The sequence below is a fragment of the Methylorubrum pseudosasae genome (assembly GCF_029504475.1).
Lineage (GTDB): Bacteria > Pseudomonadota > Alphaproteobacteria > Rhizobiales > Beijerinckiaceae > Methylobacterium > Methylobacterium extorquens.
This window is the reverse complement of the sequence record NZ_JAQGDU010000002.1, coordinates 452,729-474,845: the sequence shown is the minus strand read 5'-3', so window position 1 is coordinate 474,845 and position 22,117 is coordinate 452,729. Positions and strand designations below refer to the sequence as shown.

General features: G+C 61.2%; 18 protein-coding genes and 2 pseudogenes. 12 read left to right on the top strand and 8 right to left on the bottom strand.

Annotated features, from left to right (window positions below; translation table 11 throughout):
• Positions 1 to 364: 364 nt before the first annotated feature.
• The 3 genes from M2437_RS03000 to M2437_RS02990 all read right to left on the bottom strand — a co-directional run bounded on the left by M2437_RS03000 (position 365) and on the right by M2437_RS02990 (position 4,113).
• Positions 365 to 2,230, bottom strand: a complete 1,866-nt coding sequence (locus M2437_RS03000; RefSeq protein WP_253389341.1) for a P-loop NTPase fold protein — start codon at positions 2,228 to 2,230, stop codon at positions 365 to 367.
• Between the two features lie 145 nt (positions 2,231 to 2,375).
• The gene (locus M2437_RS02995; RefSeq protein WP_253389340.1) at positions 2,376 to 3,578 is read right to left on the bottom strand and encodes a T6SS phospholipase effector Tle1-like catalytic domain-containing protein; all 1,203 of its coding nucleotides are present in this window, start codon (positions 3,576 to 3,578) and stop codon (positions 2,376 to 2,378) included.
• Between the two features lie 121 nt (positions 3,579 to 3,699).
• Positions 3,700 to 4,113, bottom strand: a complete 414-nt coding sequence (locus M2437_RS02990) for a hypothetical protein (protein WP_253389339.1) — start codon at positions 4,111 to 4,113, stop codon at positions 3,700 to 3,702.
• 2 nt (positions 4,114 to 4,115) lie between these two features.
• Between M2437_RS02990 and M2437_RS02985 the strand changes: the two genes are divergently transcribed.
• From M2437_RS02985 to M2437_RS02975, 3 genes are all read left to right on the top strand, one after another.
• Positions 4,116 to 5,285 (top strand): class I tRNA ligase family protein, encoded by a 1,170-nt coding sequence (locus M2437_RS02985; RefSeq protein WP_253389338.1) that lies wholly within the window; start codon positions 4,116 to 4,118, stop codon positions 5,283 to 5,285.
• 175 nt (positions 5,286 to 5,460) lie between these two features.
• Positions 5,461 to 7,620: an AAA family ATPase gene (locus M2437_RS02980; protein ID WP_253389337.1), complete on the top strand. Its 2,160-nt coding sequence runs from the start codon at positions 5,461 to 5,463 to the stop codon at positions 7,618 to 7,620.
• A complete protein-coding gene (locus M2437_RS02975; protein WP_253389336.1) occupies positions 7,620 to 7,814 on the top strand; it encodes a hypothetical protein in 195 nt (64 codons plus the stop codon). Before M2437_RS02980 ends, M2437_RS02975 begins: the two co-directional genes overlap by 1 nt.
• 180 nt (positions 7,815 to 7,994) lie before the next feature.
• Here the strand turns inward: M2437_RS02975 and M2437_RS02970 are convergent, their stop codons facing one another.
• Positions 7,995 to 8,267, bottom strand: coding sequence for a hypothetical protein (locus tag M2437_RS02970; RefSeq protein WP_253389335.1), 273 nt, complete (start codon positions 8,265 to 8,267; stop codon positions 7,995 to 7,997).
• Between the two features lie 66 nt (positions 8,268 to 8,333).
• Between M2437_RS02970 and M2437_RS02965 the strand changes: the two genes are divergently transcribed.
• Positions 8,334 to 8,786, top strand: a complete 453-nt coding sequence (locus tag M2437_RS02965) for a DUF2254 family protein (RefSeq protein WP_309247846.1) — start codon at positions 8,334 to 8,336, stop codon at positions 8,784 to 8,786.
• A gap of 250 nt (positions 8,787 to 9,036) precedes the next feature.
• Here the strand turns inward: M2437_RS02965 and M2437_RS02960 are convergent, their stop codons facing one another.
• Complete coding sequence (locus M2437_RS02960; RefSeq protein ID WP_253389334.1) at positions 9,037 to 9,798, bottom strand: hypothetical protein; 762 nt, start codon at positions 9,796 to 9,798, stop codon at positions 9,037 to 9,039.
• Positions 9,799 to 9,972: 174 nt separating this feature from the next.
• On the opposite strand from M2437_RS02960, the gene M2437_RS02955 reads away from it, so the two are divergent.
• The 6 genes from M2437_RS02955 to M2437_RS02930 all read left to right on the top strand — a co-directional run bounded on the left by M2437_RS02955 (position 9,973) and on the right by M2437_RS02930 (position 17,733).
• Positions 9,973 to 10,293: a hypothetical protein gene (locus M2437_RS02955; protein WP_253389333.1), complete on the top strand. Its 321-nt coding sequence runs from the start codon at positions 9,973 to 9,975 to the stop codon at positions 10,291 to 10,293.
• A 314-nt stretch (positions 10,294 to 10,607) separates the two neighbouring features.
• Entirely contained in the window at positions 10,608 to 11,213 is a 606-nt protein-coding gene (locus M2437_RS02950; RefSeq protein WP_253389332.1) for a hypothetical protein, read from the top strand.
• A gap of 621 nt (positions 11,214 to 11,834) precedes the next feature.
• On the top strand, positions 11,835 to 12,521 hold the full coding sequence (locus M2437_RS02945; protein ID WP_253389331.1) for a Tn7 transposase TnsA N-terminal domain-containing protein: 687 nt from the start codon (positions 11,835 to 11,837) through the stop codon (positions 12,519 to 12,521).
• Between the two features lie 12 nt (positions 12,522 to 12,533).
• A complete protein-coding gene (locus tag M2437_RS02940) occupies positions 12,534 to 14,750 on the top strand; it encodes a TnsB C-terminal domain-containing protein (protein ID WP_253389330.1) in 2,217 nt (738 codons plus the stop codon).
• A gap of 1 nt (position 14,751) precedes the next feature.
• Complete coding sequence (locus M2437_RS02935) at positions 14,752 to 15,804, top strand: ATP-binding protein (protein WP_253389329.1); 1,053 nt, start codon at positions 14,752 to 14,754, stop codon at positions 15,802 to 15,804.
• A gap of 9 nt (positions 15,805 to 15,813) precedes the next feature.
• Positions 15,814 to 17,733: a TniQ family protein gene (locus M2437_RS02930; protein ID WP_277570208.1), complete on the top strand. Its 1,920-nt coding sequence runs from the start codon at positions 15,814 to 15,816 to the stop codon at positions 17,731 to 17,733.
• A gap of 508 nt (positions 17,734 to 18,241) precedes the next feature.
• Here the strand turns inward: M2437_RS02930 and M2437_RS02925 are convergent.
• Positions 18,242 to 18,454, bottom strand: a pseudogene (locus M2437_RS02925) (ArsB/NhaD family transporter); the annotation flags it as partial.
• Here M2437_RS02925 and M2437_RS02920 point away from each other — a divergent pair.
• Positions 18,433 to 18,741, top strand: a pseudogene (locus M2437_RS02920) (NADPH-dependent FMN reductase family protein); the annotation flags it as partial. The pseudogenes M2437_RS02925 and M2437_RS02920 overlap by 22 nt on opposite strands.
• Before the next feature lie 128 nt (positions 18,742 to 18,869).
• Here M2437_RS02920 and M2437_RS02915 read toward each other — a convergent pair.
• The gene (locus tag M2437_RS02915; protein ID WP_060768287.1) at positions 18,870 to 19,682 is read right to left on the bottom strand and encodes an IS5 family transposase; all 813 of its coding nucleotides are present in this window, start codon (positions 19,680 to 19,682) and stop codon (positions 18,870 to 18,872) included.
• 110 nt (positions 19,683 to 19,792) lie between these two features.
• Between M2437_RS02915 and M2437_RS02910 the strand changes: the two genes are divergently transcribed.
• Positions 19,793 to 19,936 carry a hypothetical protein gene (locus M2437_RS02910; RefSeq protein ID WP_277570206.1) on the top strand — a complete coding sequence of 48 codons (144 nt, stop codon included), beginning with the start codon at positions 19,793 to 19,795 and terminating at the stop codon, positions 19,934 to 19,936.
• A 683-nt stretch (positions 19,937 to 20,619) separates the two neighbouring features.
• On the opposite strand, the gene M2437_RS02905 is transcribed toward M2437_RS02910, so the two are convergent.
• Positions 20,620 to 20,985 (bottom strand): PRC-barrel domain-containing protein, encoded by a 366-nt coding sequence (locus M2437_RS02905; RefSeq protein ID WP_015950041.1) that lies wholly within the window; start codon positions 20,983 to 20,985, stop codon positions 20,620 to 20,622.
• Positions 20,986 to 22,117: the final 1,132 nt, after the last annotated feature.

The following is a 22,117-nucleotide window of genomic DNA, read 5'->3' as shown; positions in this document are numbered from 1 at the left end:
CAAAAGCTCGCACGCGCCCCAGCATCGATATCGCGATCACCTCACGATCCGGGATACGCGTATCCGCAGCATCACGCTCGACATCCTCGCCGACGCCGGCCTCATATATGAAGAATTCAACTGTGAGGGCAAAACCTGCGACCGGCAAAAAGAATTTTCCGCGTGAATCCGCTGATATTTAATATCGATGCGGTCATCCCGCTATCGGACACACGAGGGTATGACCGGTCGCAGGGGTGGCCTGATTTTCGACGGGCTATTGTCGGAGTTGTCGGGAACGTCAGAGGGCAGACTCGCCACCCGTCCGTCGCGTCGTACCCCAAAACGGATTCTGGAGAGCGAAGCCGACAGATCTGACAGAAGGTCAGACAGAGGGCGGTGACGCCGCAGGAGGCGGCAGCACAGGAGTCGACGACACCCTCAGGTCGGGAGCGGTGTCGAGCGTGTGCGCGAGAAACACCTCGATCCGTTCGCGCCCGAACGGCGGCAGCATCGACGCCGTCGCGATCAGCTTTTGACGGACCGTTTGCGCCCACGGCAATTCACGAGCGAGTTCGTCCTTCAGGGTGCTGTGGTCGTAGCGGGCCTTGAGCGCCTTCAACACGGTCCTTTGTTGGCTCGGATGGAGGGCCAGAAGCGTCGCAACAAAGATGTCGACATCCAGAGCGGACAGCACCGGTATCCGAGCCATGTCACCGGAGGCTCCTCTGCCGAACGTGACGCGATCAACGAACCGTTCGAGATCGCTCGTCATCTCCTGCATCAGGCGTCCAGCGATATCAGGATAGCTGTCGATGGCAGCCGCCTTCTGTGTCTCACGGAAATGGCCATAGAGATCGCGATACTCAGGCGTCTCAGATGAGGCGATAGCAAGACCACCGTAACCCGTCGACCGAAACTCATCCATGCCATCTCCCGCAGTCGCAGGTTCCAGACGCTTTGCGGCATACAGGTCGTCAACATAGCCTCTGCACTCGGCAACAATTTCAGGAAGCGTGAGCGTCAACGCTCCAATGCGCGACAGGCGCAGCCGGAGACCGAAGACGTGCAGGATCTCCCCCGGGACGATGTATTCGCGTGCCGCGAAAGCGGCCTCCATCCTCGCAAAGGCATCCGCCACCTCCGCATCGGTGCGCTCAATGCCGTACCAAACCGTCCGCCAAGCGGGCTCGTCGGCGACGAGGACAAAGTAGGAGCTGGCATCCAGGTCGGCTCGGATCCCCTCAGCATCGACAACACCCTTCACAAGAAGGTCGGTCAAAACGCCATCTGAGAGCGCGGGATCTGCGAAATCTGCTTCGGGATACCGCGCGCGAGCCGCGTCAAACGATGACGGTGAGGCCACCGTTCCCTGGGTTCGCCCGGCCGTCGCGTAGGGATTGCCACTCCGGTTTCGCAGATCATCCGCGTTGATCTGACCGGCCTTGAATTCCATCGATAAGGCAAACAGCATTCGCAGCAGCGCCGTCATGGCGGCATCATCGGCACGATGTTTGTCTTCGAGAGCACAGTAAAAGCGCTCGAAATCCCACATCGTCTGCTGCAAGATGCGCAGATTGTTGAGGCCGGACTGCGTGTAGATCGTTCCGATCACGTCCGTTCTGGCGACAAGAAATTCACGCGCCCGCGGATCCCGGATTGTCTGCAGGAACACCGTAAGCGCGCTGTCGAAATCCGCTTGAATTTCGAGCGTTCGGCCGATGAGCTTTTCACGAATGCGTCGATAGTCGTCAGCCAATCGAATTTCCGCTTCATTGGCAACGAGAATGACCTTGCGATCCCCATGCTCAACGAAGCCATTGATATAACCAAGGGTCTGGTCGATGGGCATCGCACAACGTTCGATGTCATCAAACACGTAGAGGTTGGCAGTGTACGAATTAAAAAAATCAATCGGTCGCAGATTCGTTTCCGCTCTGAAAAACTTTCCAACACTAGCAATAATTTTTCCTAAAGCATCGACGGCTTTGCTGTTGAGTAACGGATACATTGCGCGAAACAGGGCTCGCTCGATATCCTCGGATGATTTGAGCCCGTTCAGGCTCACGTAAACAACCTGAAAATCTTCGGTGCGGACTGTGTCGAGAAAGGCCTTGAGCAAGAAGGTTTTGCCGATGCCCCAGGCTCCATTGAGCATGACGGCATAGCGCGGGGCCTGCGGAAGGGCTGCATAATACGCGATAAAAGCTTTCACATGCTTGTTGGGACCCGCCGTCGCACCTTCGCTCATCATCAAAGTCCGTGTTATCACCGCGAGGCCGATTGGCGCTGTTGGCCTTATCCTCAGGCCAGCCTCGAAGGATGAGAGAAGGCCGCCCATACCCGTCTGTCGTACCCCGACAAACCTGTCAGTCCCGACAATAGGTCGCTCGCCCCTACGCCACCGCCGTCTGCGGCGCGTGCGCGAGAACCGATCCCGTCAGGGTCGCGAGATCAGCGCCATGGCGCTGCGCCCAATCTGCGAGGTTCTTCGGACGGTACATGGCGTTCGCCTGCCAGCGCTCGAACACCGAGGCGTCGATCGTCTCGTTGATTGTCTCGTCGCGACCGCCCTCTGATGGCCTGGGCGGCTCGCCGATCACGCGGTCGAACAGCTTCGACACGCGCTTATAGGCCCCGTGCATGAACTCGTCGAAAGACGGCGAGATCGGCGCGCTCAGCACCTCCGGATCCACGACAATATCGGTCCGGAAGGTCAGCCCATGGCTCGACGCCTTCTGCATCAGCCAGCGCAATGGGATCTGCGCCAGGAGATCACTGCGGCAGCCGCCGCCGACATTGGCGTGCGCGCCGACGAACCAGCGCTGCTCGACGCTCGTGAGCGGCCGCGGTACCGCCATCTGGTTCGCCGGGACGCCGTCGCGGATCTTCTTCGTCCACAGCGTCGGCGCGAAGGCCTTGCGATGCTCGTCGATGGCCACCGCATGGTAGGCGTTCTCCTGCGACACCCGCAGACCGGTGTGAAGGAACTTAAACCCGGACTTGCTGATCTTCGGGATGTTGCCGAACGGCACCCCCAAGGACCCAACCGTGTCCCAGACCGCGATCATCTTGATCGGCACCGACATCGCGTAGTCGAGCATCCAGCGCTCTTCGAGCGTTCGGCTGTCAGCGCCGACACCGCGCGCTTCCTGGAGCTTCCAAATCGTCGAGACCGCGTCGTTGCGGCGGTAACGATCGTAGAGCTGCCCGATCCCGAGCGGCGCACCCGGCTTCAAAAGACCGCAGAGCGAGATGAAGCCGGCGAGGCTGCGGGCCGTGTACGCGCCGCGGCTGAATCCGAAGATGAAGATCTCGTCGCCCGGCTCGTAGGCCTCGACCAGCCATTTGTAGGCTTCGACGACGGCACGATCGAGGCCGTAGCCGAACATGCCGCCGAGAAGCTTCTCGCCGACGAGCGTGCCGAGACCGGTGCTGTAGTATTGCAGCTGAGGAACGCCATCGCTGCCGGTGTCGGCACAGAGCGCCTTCAACCGCCAGACGTTGGTGTTGTCACCGACGGTGTTCCACGTCCCATCGAGAAACAGCGCAATGCGCTTGTGCGGCGGAACCGCCTGCACCTGAATTCCAGCTGACATTGTGCGAGCTCTTGTTGTGGTGCTGCATCAGCCCCATCTACAAACGCGCAATTGCTCGCTCAGGTTGCGATCCCAAAAACCGATCTCCAGAGCGCCATCAGCCACGCCTCTACGGAGTGTCCTACGGGACGATCTCCGTCGTCACATCGACGCGATCGGTCCCGGATTGGCTGATGGTCATTCCGAGGTAGGGATTGCCGATCTGACGAACCTGGGCCAGGGCGCGGTCAGCCGACGGAAGACCCTGAACGGTCGCGAGCGTCTCCGCGGGAAGCATGGACGTCCGGAACATCCGGAACTCCGGCGCGGCCGTCATCGCCCAGATATCCTGGGCGCGCTCGCTGGCGTGCTTCAGCTGCTCGACCCACTTCACATCACCGGCGTGCTCCTTCACGCGGAGCATGTCGAGTTCGATATCATTCAGCGTGAACGCCAGGAGCGCGTCGTAGGGACCGACCCTCGAAACGCCCATGCCGAGATCGTCTGTGATCGCCAGTGCGCTCGCAGGGCTGACCGCCCGGGCGACGATCTTCATGGATGCACGCGGTCCGGGTCGAAGGCGACTTGGTAGCGGAAGCCGGCCTTCTCAGGCGGCGACAGCTTGGCAGCAGCCATGGACGTCAGCGGCAGGCAGACGTCGCCGAGCTCGCATTCTTCCGCGCCGGGAATCTTCAGGGCCTGTACGCGCGTGGTCGAAATCCGCAGAAGCTTCGTGATCGGCGCGTCGGCAGGCACCGCCATGCGGAACCGGCACTCGCCTGCGCTCTGCATCGAGCCGAGCTTCGCCCCCATGAGGAAAGCCTCGATCTCGGTCCGGTCGCCGACCATCTCGGTCCAGTCGTCCGGTGCCGGCTTGAACAGGATGTTGGCCGCTCGCGCCTGGTTGGCCGCATCTGCGACCGCCCCAGCCTTGAGCGAGAGCACGTCCACGGCGTCGCCGTTCTTCAGCAGGTAGCCGAATTTGTAGACGCCACTGGTCGCCACCTGGGTGAGGTACATGGTGTCGCTGATCCGCTTAAACGCGAGCACCTCGTTGCCAACGCGGTAGGTCACGCCGCCCGCCGCCGCGGTCACCGGCTTCGTGAAATCGGCATTCACCGTCTTGCCGTTGATGCGGCAGCTTGCGACGTCGCCGGAGGGCAACGCCACGCCGTCCTTGATGACGCCGGTCTTGGATTGGTAGCAAGCCGGAACCATGCCCCGACCCAGCACTTCTACCTGCGGCTCGATACGGCCAGGTTGCTCGACGAGCGGGTCGTGCCCCAGGTCTGGTCGCCCACCGATGGCCGCTTCCTCCCCGACCGCTACGTACTCGGCACCTGCCCGCATTGCCGCGATCCGGGCGCACGCGGCGACCAGTGCGAGGCCTGTGGCACCCTGCTCGATCCCGTCGCACTCGTCGCGCCGCGCTCGGCGCTCTCTGGCGACACACGCCTCGAGATCCGGGAGAACCGGCACCTATTCCTGCGCCAATCGGCTCTGCGCGCGGCCCTCGGTGACTGGCTCGATAGCCGCTCGGGCTGGCCGCCCTTCGTGGTTTCACTGGCCCACAGCTGGCTGACCGCGGATCTGCGGGACCGTTGCATCACCCGTGACCTCACCTGGGGCGTGCCGGTTCGGCGCCTGCCGACTCAATGTCGGCTTCTGGCGCATCAATGCGAAAGCGCAAATACTCCGCGGCTGTGCACAAGTCATTTTACCCGCTAGCGAGCATGTTCTATTTATGTTCTAATCCTTGTCGTCGCCTATGAAGCAGGCGATCTCCCGAACCCGACGCCTGCCGAGTGCTCCCAATCCGTCGAGCCAGCCGCGTCGCCGCGCCCAATCCAGCACTTACGCTGACGGCCAGCCCCCCCTGTGGCTCGGCCGTGGGAGATCTCGCATGCTCGCTCCATCCTCTTTGCTTCCATCCACGGATCCGCGTGCCCATGACAGCACATCCTCCGACCAACTCGCACGCGCCTTCCTGCAACAACTCGCCCAGGACGAACGCAAGCGCCTCAAGGCCGACCAACGCTCCAACCCGTTCGGCTTCGGGGATGACCCTCTTCTCCACGAGAACGACGCCATCGAGCAGATCGTCATCCAGGATGAAGAGAACCGACCGGAGGCCACGCATGTCCCGGTTCCAGCGGATCTCGCCGCCGTGGCCGTAATGCTCGCTCGCGCGATTGAGGCAGAGCCCGGTCTTGTTCGCCGGCTGCGCCGCGAGGCGCCCGTCGTCACGCTCGCTACGCACGTGACCGATCTTGTCGAACCTGTCCGCATCGTCGCGGAGAAGTGCCTGTTCCGGCCGGACACGAAGGTCGTAGAGCTCTCGAGCGGGAGAGCCCGTGAGCTGACCCGCAGAAATGCCGCTCTTTTCGTCTGCGACGGGGTCGGCCGCGACGCTCGGCCCGAGAAGGGCAACGATGTGATCGGCACCGCACTGCATGTGCGCGTTCCGATCGTCGGCATCGCTCCGGATCCGAAGCGTCACTTGCCGCGCGACCTGATGCGCTCCGCCGAACACCGGATCATGCTACCGAGCCTGGATCAGGCTGGACTCGCACTCGTTGTTGCAGCCGTGACCGGCAGCCGGCCGTCGCGGGGGATCGACCAGAATCTGCTGCGCATGATCGACATCGCCGATCTGCCTGTCGCCCTCCGGAGGGCGACCTCCCCCGAGGCATGCATTGAAGCGTTGGAGCGCATCGTTGCTGCCAAGGCTGACTATCTCGGCGAAGGACCAGCGTTGGAGGACCTCGACGGCTATGGCGAGGCCAAGACTTGGGGTCTTGCCGCCGCAGCCGACCTGCAAGCCTACCGGAGCGGCCAGTTGAGTTGGGCCGAGTTCGACCATCGCGGCCTGCTGCTCTCGGGACCGCCTGGCGTCGGCAAGACGAGCTTTGCCCGCGCGTTGGCCAAGTCCGCACGCGTCCCGCTGGTGGGGACCTCGGTCGCCGAATGGAACAGCGCCGACTACCTGTCAGGCACGCTCCAGGCAATCCGCAAGGTGTTCGCTCAAGCCACGGCGCAGGCACCCTGCATCCTGTTTATCGATGAGATCGACGGTATCTCCGACCGTGGGCAGATCCGGGGGGAGTACGTGCAGTACTGGACCCAGATCGTGAACCTGTTCCTTGAGCTCCTCGCCGGGGTGGAGGAGCGGCCCGGCGTTGTGGTGGTGGCTGCCACGAATCATCCGGAGAAGATCGATCCCGCCGTGAAGCGCGCGGGACGTCTGGACCGGGAGATCGCAATCGCGAAACCGGATACGGCCGCACTCGCTCAGATCTTTCGTCACCACCTCGGCCGCGAGATCCTGCCGGGCGCGTCAATGCTGCCGCTGGCATTGGCGGCGCGCGGCATGACGGGGGCGGATGTCGAGGCCTTCATTCGGCGTGCTAAGGGGAAGGCGCGCCGTAAAGCCAGGGCCGTAACTGTGGAGGATGTACTGGCCGAGGTTCGACAGGGGCGCAGCCCACTCCCGGCCGCCATCAGGCACCGCGTCGCCGTCCATGAGGCAGGGCATGCGGTCGTCAGCCACGCCCTTGGATACGGCATCCTTATGGACCTCTCCCTGCACGACAACGGCGGACAGGCCTGCCTAGATTTGGCCATGGAGGGAGCTGCGACCCTGCACGAGTTGGAGGCGGCGATGGCGTCGCTCCTGGCCGGCCGGATCGCGGAGGAGATCGAACTCGGTGCAGGGTCGATCGGTGCAAGCTTAGGCGCGAACTCCGATCTCGCGATGGCGACTGCGATCGCACGCGACATCGAGCTGACATTTGGCCTAGGGCGACTTGGGAATGTGCATGTGGAGGCTCCGGCTGACACGATCCTGTTAGCGGGCGCCCTCCCGGCTGTCGTCGAGCGTCTAGGGCACGCGAGCGAGCGAGCGCGAAGAATCCTGACTGAGCGCAGATCGGCACTGCAGGCGCTCACACGAATGCTCGAGGAAAGCGGTTACCTTTCCCGTGACGAGATCGACCTCGCGCTAAGAGTGGGGACGGATCCGGAATCCGACGTGCGTTCCATGACTGCCGCAGAGGTGCTGTGATGTTCGCGCTGATGCCTGATGCCCCAGAATTGGGCGATCTGCAGCCGCTTTCCGACGCGATCGACACGCTCTGCGAGGTCCTCAATGGCGATCGCGAAACCATCATCGCAGGCTTGGCCGAGATCGTGCGCAAACGCGCGGAGTTCGAGGACTTCAGGATGGTGTCGGTGGATCGTCGAAGCACCCGACGATAGACCCGTCATCCTAGCGCCTGAACGATTGAGCAGATTCCCGCCACGAAGCTCGAAAAACCAACTTCGGGGCGGGAACAACGACAAAGCAAGATCGGGTCCGTCCCTGCACAAGAGCGATCCCTGCCGACAGGACACGCTCCTGGCGCCAGAACTTGTCAATGAGAGCTCGAGGCAGGTGAGCTATTTTTTGCCCTGCGGTAGGACGACGGGAGAGACCAGCACCTTGGGCGGGGGCTTCTTCTCGGTTGCCTCCGTCGAGAGCTTCCGTCTTCTGACCTTTTGAACAACATCAACGGTATTGGCCGAGGAGGTGCGCGGTGACACGTCTGCGGCGGTTCTGCCTTGGCGCTTTCCCTTGGTTTCAACGGTAACCGTCCGCTGCCTCACACTGCGCGGGAGTTCGTGAGGCTCTTCCTGCAACGGCTCGTCATCGAACCTGTTCTTGAATCCCATGTGCGCGGATCCATCCGACCGTGCTCGCCGACACTCACTTCGCTCCTATCGGACGGCGCTGTACACTTGGAATATTCGATCCGCCGGTTGGTGGAGATTGCGGTCCGGGCCCTCTCGCCCGGCATCAATGACCCTTTCACCGCCGGCAGCGTCGCCGACCATCTCGGGGACGCCCTGTGCTGCATCGCTCCCCGGCACCTGCCGACCGGCGTGGTGCTACGCGAGGGCCGCCCCGTTCTGGCCTGTCCGGTGACGGACTACGACGGGCTGTGCAATGCCATGTTCCACATCATCCGCCAGAACGCGGCCGGTTCGGCCTACGTGCTCGGACAGATGCTCGACGTGCTCACCCGCGTGGCCGAGGTCGAGCGGTTCAAGGAACGTGCCGCCGAACTCGCCCGCCATGCGGATCTCGTAATCGCCGCCGCACGGCGCGACGTGGCGGACCCGTCCGACTTCGCCGACCTGGAAAACCGTCACCGCGGGTTCCGCGTGACCGCACCGGTCGCCATCGCCTGACGCCCGGACGGGCGCTACGTCCCCTCGTTGGGGATGTTGAGCAGGTGGCGGCAGGCCTTGCAGTGTACGGCGTCCGACTCGTGGCGCTGCAGCCCACAGGCCTCGTCTGAGTACTTCCATGCCAGTATGCCGATAGAGAGTAAGGAGGCGCCAGATCCCGGCCTCGGACATCCGCCAGTCCAGGAAGCTTCGACTTGCCATCCAATCGTCGAGCTTGAAGAAGCAGCACAGTCGACGATGTTACCGCAGGTCAGGCCGTCCGTCGCTGTTCGGACGGACAGGGAGCGACCATCACATCGCCGTCCCAAGTCCATATCCTGAGATTGAAGCTGCGCTCCGTCGCCCAATCCACTCGAATGGCGTGATTTCGGAGACTCGTTCGATCGACTTGGATTGCAAACTCCTGGCGGACGATGCCTTCGAGTGCGATCAGGACCTTTTTCCTTCGCATCAGCGTGTCCGGTCGCGCCTCGACATCCGTGAAGGCGCCTCCATGGAGATCGAGCCGCACCTCGTCTCCGATATCCATTTGCGTCCGAGCAGCATGAAGGAAATCGGGAAGCAGATGTCCATCGTTTGCGTTGCCATTGAAACGGAGCAGACCTGCCGCCCTTCGAGTCAAGTTCCTGAAGCTGACGACGATACAACCTCGAACCTTTAGAGATTCAATCTCTATCTGTTGCTCACTCCTGAGCGCAAAGGCGAACTGACTCTTATAGACTCTGACACCGCACCCCAACAATCTGAGCCTGCGGCGATCATCTGCCACCATCTCGTCGACTACGCTCTCGTTGTCCGCCTCCGCAGCAAGCCCGTATCGCACTTTTCTGACGAGCCTTCTCCCGACTGCCGGGGCTCCGGTGGCGTCGAGCGGGGAGTGAACGTCATCTCTGAAAACGTGATAAACTACCGGTCCCTCAATCGAGGGGGCGCCGCCGCGATTCGACGTTCCTTGGATGGCGATCTGCCGACCGTCCCGTTCCTTCCGTTTGCTTCTGTTTCCGAAGGCCATGGGTCGGAGTATCCCGGATATGCAGTGTCGCGTTTCTGCCGTTCCTTCGTCATATGTTGCGACAATCGTGTGCGACGCGTTACGAGAGGCGATGCCCGATGCGGCTCCTATCGCTCGAACCGCTCTGGTCGAAGCGGCATGACTGGATCGGAGTTCAAGCACAGGCTGCGTCTTATGGGACGGACGCAGGTCGGCTTCGCATCGGAAGTCGGCGTGACCGAGAGGACGGTACACTACTGGACGAGCAAGGGCCCGCCAGCCGAGATCTGCTATCTTGTCGATGTTCTGACGACTGTTGAGATGCCGTTCGGCCCGAATATCGATCTCGTCGACGATCCGTGCGCGGCGGCGGCGTTCGCGCGGGCGACCACGCAGATCATGGACCAATTGGCGGATCGTGCCGCCCACAGGGGCGCCAAGCGGGAGTTCATTGATGCCGTGCGGCTCTGGATCGACCGGGAAACGAACGGGGCCGCGGCTGGGATCGCGGATTGAATGGTCGGCTTCCCCCGATCGTCGCTACCGGATTTAGAATCTCACGATCCAGCAATGTTGAATATTTATTTCATGCTGCGGGATTTTAATAATAATTTCCCCGATCTTCACCGATTGCCGGCTATGGATCTTTTACCTGAAAAATTTTCCTGTTACGGTCCGATCCTAGCTGATAATTGACTCTCGCCTGAGTTCCGGGCCCAAGACTACGGCCTTCTGACGCCAGGACTGATCAACATGCACAACATCCTCCATGTCGACCGTCGTTGGAAAGATCCGCGGCGATCGAGCATTACCATCGAAAGTCGATCACCATGCAGATCGCGACCTTGGATTCAAGCAAAGGCATCGATACACCCGCAATTGGCCAGCACCCCGGCTTCAAGTCATACAAGACGATCCGGCCGATCCCGTACCCGTCACGCTGGCATCGCGATTTACTGATCCAGGCCACGCTGGACCCGGGGGTCGACGAGATCGACCACATCCATCCTACCGACGCGGGCGACGGCTCCCTGAGCCTGTCCATGACCGCCAACGGATCGCAGGTCCGCGTGAAGGCCGTCCGCGACGCCGGAGGCCCATTGCGGCAACAGCCCGACGCGGACGAGATCCTGCTCACGCGATCCTTCGTTCTCGCCGAGCCCCGGGCATCCGATGCCAGGGCGGTCTGGGCGACACGCAATCTGAAGGTCAAGGTCGGCGACCGCCTCAGGATCCTAGTCGCCCTCGCGGACGGTCGGGAACGTCGCATCTCCGATCTGGTATCGTGCATCCGCGACGCCGACGCCGATCCGTTCGAGGCCATCCTGTCGCTCGCCTGCCGCGGAGTTCTTGCAATCGATCTGCGTCATGGCTTGCACCCGAATGTCTGCGTCGAGAGATCGAAGCACATGATTACGTCACGCGCATCCAGCTGACCGAGAACGCAACCGTCGCGGGTCAGGCGGCATTAACCAATAGGCAAGGAGCCGTGAGACTCCGGTTGCCACCGTTCGTCTTGCCTGGCACAGCTTCGAGACGGCCGAATTCTTTCGGAGGCGCCAAGGTTTCCGGCGCCACGGCCGACCGTGAGGTCCCAGCACACCTGAGCATTCTCCGAAGCTCGGGCGAGGCAAGGGTCGCGAAAGCGGCCTGGACCGTGCAGCCCTCGGGCAACCCGATCATAGCATCCGACGCCCTACACAAGGGCTGGGCCTTTCGCGCCTGCAGAGCCCGCAGCAACGCTGCGGTGGAGCCATGCATGTCGTGGAAGTATTTTCTGAAGGTGCGCGGTCCTGGCAGACTGCGCACCTTCAAGAGCACCCAGAGGATCTTCGGCCCGACAGCTGACAACTGCGCCGATCGATCCCGCCACCGGGGCATCCGTTGGTCACGAGCAGGCATCCCGCCCGCTCGACCGCCGAGTCGTATCCGCATCGCGGACCACTTCGGTATCTCACCTTCGGTCTCCCCTCGCAACACGCAATGCGGGCTCAAGAGGCTCGCGTCGAGGCTTTCGGCAGCGCTGGTTAACGCGCGCCTGATCATGGAGACCGACTTTGGCAATCGAACCTGTCAATCGCATCTGGGAACATGTCTTCCGGTACCCCCTGCCTTCGCTGGCAAGCCGAAAGCCGCCGCTGAAGTCCACCGCGTCGTTTCGCGGCCATACGGTCGGACTGGACGATCGTATCCGGTACTTCGAGTCCGAAGGAGAATCTAAGATTTGCGACGTCCTATCCGTTCGTCAGGATGTCGTCGAGATCGTCGAGCAGCCTTCCGCTATTCGATACATTGATCAGGACGGCAAGGATGCAAAGCACACCTTCGATTTCAGAGTTCGCTACGTCGGCGATCATGTAGATTTCCTGGCATATCGGCCGACTGAAAAGCTTACCGACGGCAGGTTCGAGAGCCGCATGCGCCTGCTTGCGGCGCAGCTCTCGCGGTCGGTGGCCGACGAGGTCGCCATCGTGACCGAAGCGGACGCCGATAACACGGACGTTTTCAACGCTAGGCTGAAGCAGGCCTGTCGCCGCGACCCGCCCTCGGATGTCGACGGGATAGTCGCCGAAATCGTGGACGGCCTTCTGGGCGCCGTCCACGTCGCCTGGATCGTCGACCGCGCGGGCACTGGCTCGGCCTTCCGTTCCGTCGTGAGGTGCATCGCGGCCGGCATTCTCGTACCGACGACCCCGGCCCGGATCACACCTGCTCTCAAAGTCCACCGCAGCAGTGGCAAGTAAGGAGTATGTGCCATGTCCAAATTCCCAACACCCATCGTTCTAATCCAGCGCCATGATCTCATCTCGATCTGTAATATAGCTTATTGTTTGCACAATAATTACCCAGATGGCTATATTCTTGAGCGGCGATACGCCCCAGATCTAAGGGAGGAGTTCTCTCATGACACCATCTGGCAGTATCAGGTCGAGGGTCGTCTCGAGATCACGCGCGGCTACTTCTGCGATACGGCGGCGGGCGCCCGCCTAACAAGCGCCTTCGGTTCGTTCGCTGATCTGCCGCGCGAAACGCAGCTTAAGGTGCTCGAGAATCAGTGGTACTGCGACGAATTCCTGGCGCTGAATGGCAGCGATCGGGATACCTATCCGAAGACGCTTAAAGGCTTCCGGGCCGCCCTCGAAATCCTGATCCCGAAGCGGACTGGGCAGTACGTCGGCGCGCGGCGCTCCGAACCCCGCAATCCCGCCACGGCACCTTCCGCGAACGGTCCGAAGGAAAGCCGCCCGAGCGGAGGCGAGGAGATCGTGTACCGCCGTCCGCCGAGTGAATATACCCTCCAGCGGAAAACGAAGCTCTATATCGCAGCCGGTCGCAATCCCCTCGCTCTAGTCGATCACTACAACAACTGCGGGCGCCGAGAGTCTCCGGTCGATCCCGAGGTTCTCGCGATCATGCCGATGTATGTCGCGGCCTATGCGGACGAGCGACGCCCTTCGAAGGCGAAGGTCTACTCCGATTTTCTCGCCGGTATCGACAAGCTGAACGTCGCGCGGGCCAACGAGAGGAAGAGACCTCTCGTCCCGTGCAGCGAGAAGACTTTCCGCAAGGCGATCAACAAGCTCGATCGCTTCGACGTGCTCGCGGCCCGAAAGGGGATCGAGGCCGCGAGGCGGGAATACGCGATCGTCGGACCGGGGGTCGAGGCGCCCTATCCGGGGGCCTTGGCCTATATCGACGAGGGCCGCCTGTCCCTCATGACGCTGCTCAAGCAGACGGGAGTCTGGGCGATGCTGAGCCCGGATCGGCAGGAACTCCTGAAGAAGAGCGGCACGCTTTGGGTGGTCCCGGTGATCGACCACGCGAGCCGCTGCGTGCTCGGCCTTTCGGTCACCCGCACGCCCAACGCTGCGGCGGCTCTAAACGCGGCTCATCTCGCGGTCATCGACAAGAGCTTCCTCGCGGCGGCATCATCATGTGGGGCGCAGTGGCCAATGCACACCGGGATCGAGACCGTCGCCACGGATTCCGGCAGTGCGTTCATATCCGACGAGTTCCGGCTGGCGCTGGCCGGACTTCGCGCGAAGCATCTGATCGGACCAGCGAAGAATCCACAGTTCCGCGGCACGATGGAGCGCCTGCTCGGAACGCTGCACACCGGGTTCGTCACCAACTTCACGGGTCGCACCTTCCACAACGTCGTGGAGAAGGGCGACTACGATGCGGAGACGCGCGCCTCGCTGGACGACGACGAACTGTCTCTCTCGCTCGTTCGCTTCATCGTCGACATCTACCACCACACTCCCCACGAGGGTCTCAAGGGCGAGACACCCATGGACGCTTGGAAGCGCCTCGTCTCGACCGTCGGGATGCCGCCGCCGCCGAATCCGAACGCGGTTCGCGTGATCTTCGGCATCCGCCTCAAGCGCAAACCGGATGCTCGCGGCATCGTTGTTCTCGGCAACCACTACCAGAGTGATGCCTTGCAGAAGTGGCGTCGCGTGAATGGCGATGGGGTGCTCCAAATGTCGCTCGATCAGTTCGATCTCGGCATGATCAGCGTCAAGTTCGGCGAAGACTGGGTGGCTGTACCTGCCGTAGACGAGATGCTGACGGGAGTCCCGCTGACGCTCCACGTGCAGGCGTTGGCAACCCTCCGGAAGAAGTTCGGTGCGCAGGCTGAAATCCATGCCGCCATCGTCCACGCAGCTCGCCGCGAACTGATGGAAACGAGCGCCGCGGCAATCGCGCGCGCCGCTCTCGGACCGACGCGCCCCGATGCCAAGCTCGTCGCCTCGGCCGAGCGCCGCCTGGGGATCACCATCAGGTCGACGGAGGCCGCGAAAGCGGCCGTCCAAGACGGGGTATCCCTTCGGAAAGCGCTCAGGTTCGCCACCTCTGCAGGGGAGAGCTCGATGCCCGTTGCGCAGGAGGTGCCGGTCCAGGCTGTCGTCGAAGCCGCGAAGCCGCTGAAGCCTCGCAAGTCCCGCTGGATCATTAAGGACGCCAAGTAGGATGGATCTGCGGAGCAAACTGATCGAGACCCTCTCGGTCCAGCGCGTCCAACTCGGTCTCCTGAAGACCTACTCGGAGACGCTCAGAGCCCGGGGCAATCCCAAGCTCGCACAGATCGTGGAGGGCGAACACCGTTCTCTCTACGGACTCGTCTATGACGCGCCGTTGCCGGCGGAGGAGTACGACGCGTCCGATCTGGTTCCGGTGCCCGACCTCACCGCACCGGTCATGTTCGTTTCTGGATATTCCGGAGCCGGCAAGTCCTTCGCTATCAAACGGTCGATCCGCGAATTTCCCCAATTTTTCCCGGGCTACCGCGTGACTGGGTCCGATTGTCCGGTGAAGACGATCGACGTCCCCTCCGGATGCACCTTCAAGGGCCTGGGACTCCACATCCTCTCGGCGCACTTTGACATGTCCCTGCCGCAGTCGCAGAGCGAAACTGTTGTTTGGGAGAAGTGCATCCGAGCCCTCCGCGCCAGCGGAACGCACATCCTCCACTTCGACGAGTTCGCACACGTCGGACGCATCAAGACAGATGCTGAGTTGAGGAAGGTCCGCGATAAGATAAAGGAGCTGCCGGACCGGATGGACTATCCGTTCGGTCTGATCCTTTCAGGGCTCCCGGAGATCGACAGGATCATTGAGGGCGACGGGCAGGCCTTCAGGCGCGTCATCGCCTCGATCGAAATTCCGGAGATGTCCGACGACGAGTTGTCCGAGTTGCCGCCCCTCATCAACGAGTTGGCCAAACTCGCCGGAGTTGCGATCGACATCGCCTTCGAGGAGGACGAATTCCTTCATCGTCATCGCCATGTCTGCCGGGGCATGTTCGGCAGAAATGTCGATCTGATCAGATACGCGATCGAAGCCGCGAAACTGTCGCCGGACCGGACGTTGCGCGTCGCCAGTTTCGCTGCAGCGGTCCACACCGCCGTCGGTTGGCCCGACGAGCTCAATCCTTACGTCTGTAACAGGTGGGAGACCGTCGACACCCTCAAGCTGTTCGATCACGGGCGCCCGGCTGACCCGTTCGCTCAAGTCGCGATATAGGGGGCCATCATGTTCCGGAAGATGCATCGCAGCATTCCACTTGGCTACGGCGAGAGTGCTAGCAGCTATGTCTCGAGGCTTGCACGACGCTACGGCGCCCTCTCGGCATTCGAGTTCTGTAGGGACATGGGAACGAGCTTCCGGGACGTTTTCGACGGTACCGAGACCGTACTTAACTCGCTTGCCTTGGGCTCTGGCGTCAGTGCGGCCGAGCTCCTTCTGCATTCCATCAGACGTACCGCCCGAAATTCGTTTGTTCTTCAAGGAGTCGAACTGCCGCTTGCAGCTTTGGAACGGACGAATATCCGTGCTTGCCCGCTTTGTATCCAAGAGGATGTCGGCCTCGGTCGGGACGCATGGGCACCGGTAGCCTATGGGCGGGGATGGTGGCAGATTTCGTCACTGAGGACCTGTGCCATTCATAGGTGTGCGTTGGTAGACATCGGTCACGAGAGCAAACCTGAGCGAGCACATGATTTTACGCTCGTCTCGAGATCAGCTCTGGGCCGGCTCCCCGAGATCGCAACCGCCGCTTCCAAGCGCGAGGCCTCACCTCTCGAACGCTATCTCCAAGCACGTCTGGACAGCCGCGACGGTTCGAACGCTTTTCTTGACGCCCTCCCCTTTTACGTTGTCGCAAAAACATCCGAAGCGATCGGCGCGGTCGACATCTTCGGCCGCGATGTCTCTTTCCGTAGTTTGAGTGGTGAAGACTGGTGGCAGGCTGGCTGCGCCGGCTTCGCAATCTTATCTGCCGGACCCTCGGGACTCGGTGCCTGGTTGGCGAGCCAGCGCGACAACTATCCTCGGAGGCATACCCTGACCCAGAAAGCTCAAGCTTACTTCGGCTCGTTCATGGGATGGCTCCGAGCCGCACCCGACTCGTTCGATCCAATTCGCGATATCGTGGCTGAGCATTGCTTCTCGACGATGCCGCTGGAGCCGGGCAGCATTGTTTGCGGTCGAGTACTGGCGAAGCGACGCATCTATTCGGTCTATACAGCATCGCGCGCTACAGGTCGGGTCGCGAGACCGTTGCGGAAGATGCTCGTTGAGATCGGCGTCGTCGACGAGCGGCCCGACCTCAGGGATCACGAACTGCTATTCCCTGCGGATGAATCGACCGAAGCGTTCCTTGCCAAGGCTGCGAATTGCCTTTCTTTAAAGGCGACCCAAGCCTACCTCGGCATCACCAGAACGCACGTCGTTTCATTTCTCGCACATGGCCTGATCCGTCCGTTCCAGCGGCCGACGACGGACATCAGCTCGTTTTCGTTCGAACAAGGTCACATCGAGGAGCTTCGTCGAACCGTACTTTCAAAGGCGAACCTCTTCGAGCGGCTCAATCCGGACGTGAGCTGGGTCAACGTGATGCAGGCCTCGCGCAGAGCGAACTGCTCACTGGCCGAAGTCGTGCAACTGATACTGAGCGACCGCTTGTCAAATATTCGAAGATTGCGCAGCGCAGCAAGTCTTCTCGAAATTGAAGTTAATCTCATCGAGGTAAAAGATCTCGTTCGAGGATCCACTCTCCCTGGTGTCACAAAGAGCTGCCTGAAGCAGCGCCTCAGGATCTCGGATGAGGCAATGAGAAAGTTTTTATCGACGGGTGTGCTGCAAACCATTGATGCCCGCCATCCCGTAAAAAGACAATCAATAAAAGTGGTGCCGTATAATACCCTTGAAACGTTCGAGCGCGAGTATGTTTTGCTGACGGCTTTAGCACGTCAGCTCTGTATATCACCCCGAACGTTAAAGATTGGGCTCGATAGAACAGGCATTGGCCCAGTATTCACTTTTGGATTGAACGGAGTAGATGCCTACAAAAGGACTGATATCGAAAAACTAAGGGGTGTAGAGATAAACTTTCGAACGGGCCGATCAAATGTTAGAATGGATAAATACGGAGACAAGGCAGTAGTTTTTTAATAATATAATACATTCAAGCAACCCCGCGGCTTCGCCCGCGGGTTTTTTGTTGCCCTTAGCTGACCATAGCGAGCGAGGTGAGGCTGGTCGCTTTCCAACGATCCAAACTTTAGTGCCTGCCGGGATCAAACTCTACCAATAATTTTCCTTGGACTTACACTAAAAATCAATATCTATCAGCTACTTATGAAACCCGTCGAACAAACTCCGCTTCCGCCCACAACTGCTGTGAATGAGGGCGTAAGTTGAGCATCGCGCGAGGCAAAAGTTGCCATGTGATGCGCTCAGTTATCGGTCTTCAACCTAGCGGGTCCTGAATCGCTAGCGAGTTGGCGGACATTTGGGACGGTACTGGCAAGGAGGGCGCCTGATCGGCGTCCTCCCCATGCTGCGGAGAACAAAACAGATACGGACCAGCTTAGGGCGGAGCGGCTTCGGACCGCACTTCGCCAAAGCTGGATCCAACCAGCAGCACCCGCGGCGTAATGATCAGGCCGACCTTCATCTACTGGTCCCAGGTGATGCGCTGGCCCTTGCTCGCCAGCACGTGCAGCCAGAGCAGGGTGGCGAGGTTGCCGCTGGGCATGAAATTCGGCCCAAGATCGCAGCCGATCACGTCGGCGTAGACCATCAGCTCGCGGGTCAGCGGCGACAGGTCCGGGGCTTGCTGGATCGAGAGCGCCCCGACCAGCACGCTCGGCATCCGGCGGCTCGCAGAGCTTCAACGCCGTGAACAGCCTGCGCATGCTCGGGCGCTGGATGCGGATGATCATCGACCCGAATCAGTCTTCGGTGACGATGGCCTACAAGGAGTTCGACGAAGCCGGCCGCAAGAGGCCGAGGCCGCTCTATGACCGGGCGGTGGATGTCTGCGAGGAGCTGATAAAGTTCACGCTGCTGACCCGCGAGCGAACGGACTACCGAGCGGATCGCTACAGCGAGCGGAAAGAGCAGGAGCCGGAGAGCCTGAAGGCGGTGGCGGCCGACATTGGTTTTGTGAAGCGGTAGGCAAGCGCTTGACCTTCCCCCTATGGGAAGGATCACAATCAAGCTGCATCCTGCGGAGGACACCAAGCCATGAAGAACCTGATTGCGAGCGCGACAGCCTTGCTACTGCTAAGAGTCCGTCCGATAAGTCATGATGCTCGCCCGAGCCTTCGGACGAGGATCATGACGGCGGCGGCGTAGAGGAAGGCCTGGGCCGAGGCGAGGGTCGCTTCCGGGTCCTTCCAGAGGCGTCGGTTGCGGCTGATCCATCCGAAGAAGCGTTCCACCACCCATCGGCGTGGATGCACGGCGAAGCCGACCTGATCCTTCGGTTTGCGCACGATGTCGATGGTGATGACGGTGGCGGTCGCGGGTCTGTCGCCGGCATAGCCTGCATCGGCGAAAGCTCTGACGATGAACGGGAAGGTCCGCCGCGACAGGCGCAGCACCGGTCCAGCCCCATCGCGATCCTGAATGTCGGCGGTCTGCGGATCGAGCACGAGGGCGCGCCCGTCCGTGTCGACCAGGGCCTGACGCTTGCGGCCCTTGACCTTCTTTCCAGCGTCGTAGCCGCGCGGGCCGCCGCTCTCGGTGGTCTTCACGCTCTGGCTGTCGAGCACGGCCGCCGTCGGCGAGGCCTCGCGACCGGCCCGCTCCCGGTCGGCCATGACCAGGGCGTGGTTGATCCGCCCGAACAATCCCTCGTCCCGCCAGCGGCTGAAGTAGCCGAACGTCGTGCTGCGCGGAGGGAGATCCTTTGGGATCAACCGCCATGCGATGCCGCCGCGCAGCACGTAGAAGATCGCGTTCAGGACCTCCCGCATCGTCCAGACAGGCGGACGACCACGCGAGGCGGGCTCTGGCATCATGGGCGCGATCACCGCCCATTCCGTATCCGTCAGGTCGGTTTCGTATCGAAGGCGCGCACGGTTATGCTGCCGGCGAGTGGTCGGGGTCCACATGGCACGTCCAGATGAGGCTTCAGCACCCTTCTGGAATCACCGCCATTCCGGCCACTCAACCCCTGCCGGACGTTATCGGACGGGCTCTAAGCGCTGCCCCTGCTCTCGCCATGAGCTGCTGCGGTGGCAGCAAGGGCAAGGGCGCGATGATGTGCGGGAAAGGCAGCATGGCGATGAACCACGCCCAGAAGGGCAAGAAGGGTGGTTGCTGCTGCGAGGGTATGAGCGGCGGCAACATGAGCAAGCGTACCTGAGCTGCGCCACGTCGTGCCCCAATCAGGCCGGGCCGACTGCCCGGCCTTTTTTGCGCGTGCCATTGGTCAAAACTCGTCCCAACGTGCACGCAGCACTCACATCTGACCGACAAAGCTGATGCACCAGCGGCGCGGCGCAGCTAGGCGAAACTTCATAATTCAAGATTTCCGGATGGCCCGCGGTAGGCGTTATCAATCAGGCACTTGGAAGGCGCAAAAGTCTCGACCGAAACTCAACTCATTGGTTCCGATTTCCACACGCTCAAGAGATTGGGCTGTGGCTATTCACAAGTCCGACTGGGGTCGAAAGCGGCCCCGGCTCAGTATTCGATCGATGAGTTGACGGCCTGCTCCTTTCCGCGCACGGCGCCCGCATCAACTTTGGGGTCTCCCCAGCGAACGTTGTGATCGGTCCGATGGATATCCTGCGCTCGATAGGTCGGTCGGCGCGAGGCTCAGGCGGTTCGCGGGTGTGCCGGGCTGCGCGAACGAGGGAACGGTCGCGCCGGCCGTAGACCGAGCGGAAAGCGTCGGGCTCATGATGGGCCTGCCGCCCGCCTTGGCTCGATGAGACAGCTTTCAGGCGGGTGGCAGACCTGATGCAGGGTAGCTCACGATCAGGTTGTCGAACTGCGGGATATCAGAGCGGCTCCTCGCGTACACAGGGACGGCAAGTGCAACCACTACAAGGGTCCTGCGTAATATTCAGCAAGCAGTTCCCACTCCTGTCCGGAAATTAGATGGTCATCGCGCCTTGAGAACTCAGGCGCGTTATGCAGCTGCTCCTCCGTGATGTTTGTGCGATAGCCTTGCAGGCCTAAATCGTAATGCAGATAATTCCACGGAATTGTGTGACTGTCTGAGCTTCCGCCAATAAATTTTCTGAACGAGGTGACTGCATAAGCGACATTGCCATTTACCTTCTCAATCACAAGGCGCTTGATTATCCCAATTTGTTTTCCGTTTGCGTCGTACACAGCAGTGCCTTCGACACGACTGCTCTCGATGAACGGGTGGCTCGGAGCTGACGTCGTATGCGCGTCTGACATAGTTCATCTCCCTTAGTTCTGCGCCAACACAGACAGTAAACGCGCACTGCCACTTTGTTGTGCCGTCTCAAGGAGCATCAGGGCCATCGGTCCGAGAATCGTGAGCCCGCCGATGAGGCACCTTGATGAGCTGGTCTCCCTCGTGTCAGGGGGGCTGAGGATGCGATCCGCCGCACTCAGTTCCGAAGCACCTTGTCCGTCGCGATAATTTCAGCCTGTTGGCCGTAGCGACCGTGTCGGCGTATGAGCACAGCGCCGGAACTTAATCCCATTGCCACATACCCGAACCTGCGATGACGTAGCCGCCGCTGACGGACCGCTTCTGCCTCGGTAGTGGACGTTCGAAGCGACCGCGGGGGAAGTCCGCAAGGGGCCATGAGTTCGCGTGCGGCGAGGACATGCTAAAGGTCCGAGTGTAGCCGGAAGCGGCCATGAATGGCTATCCGTTGAAAGTGCACCTATCGCGAACCGGCGGCGCTGGTCTTCAGCCGCATACAGAAATCGAACCGACGCCAGCGCACGGATATCAGAGCGTCAGCCCACGCAACCACAACGCAATCGGATCGTTACGATATCTCGGGGGCGTTCTCCAGTAGAGGAGCGTGCCGTGACGAGATCAGAAGCAAAGTTCCTGGATTACATCAAGAAAAAACCTGGGATGCCAGATGCCAGTGAGCTTGAGCGTCTCCGGGATCTATTGGATCGGATGCAATGGCAGCACATCTTTAGCTGGGTGGAGCCGAAGAAACCTGCACGTTCTGATTGAGAATGATGGGAGGGGCATGTGCCTTTTGGTAGGCCCCCTCCCATACCCAAACTGAACCATGCGGGACGGCTGCCTCAGGTAGCGAGCGGCCGCCCCGGCCGAAGGTCCGCTGGTGGAACGTTACCGTCTGTCTGGGATATGCCTACCGAAGGAGCACTGGTGTCGCACAGCCGCATAAGTGGCAAGCGAACTTCTGACCCCTTCCGGATAAGGGAGGCTGCTCAAGAAAGTCCGTTCAGGTCGCGGGACCTGACATCCATCCCGCTGAACGTGTCCACCAAGTGGATCGCTCCCTCGCTCTACCAGACAGCCAAACGAACGTGAACATGAGCTCGATCAACGAGGAGGCGAGGGTCGCGCACCGGA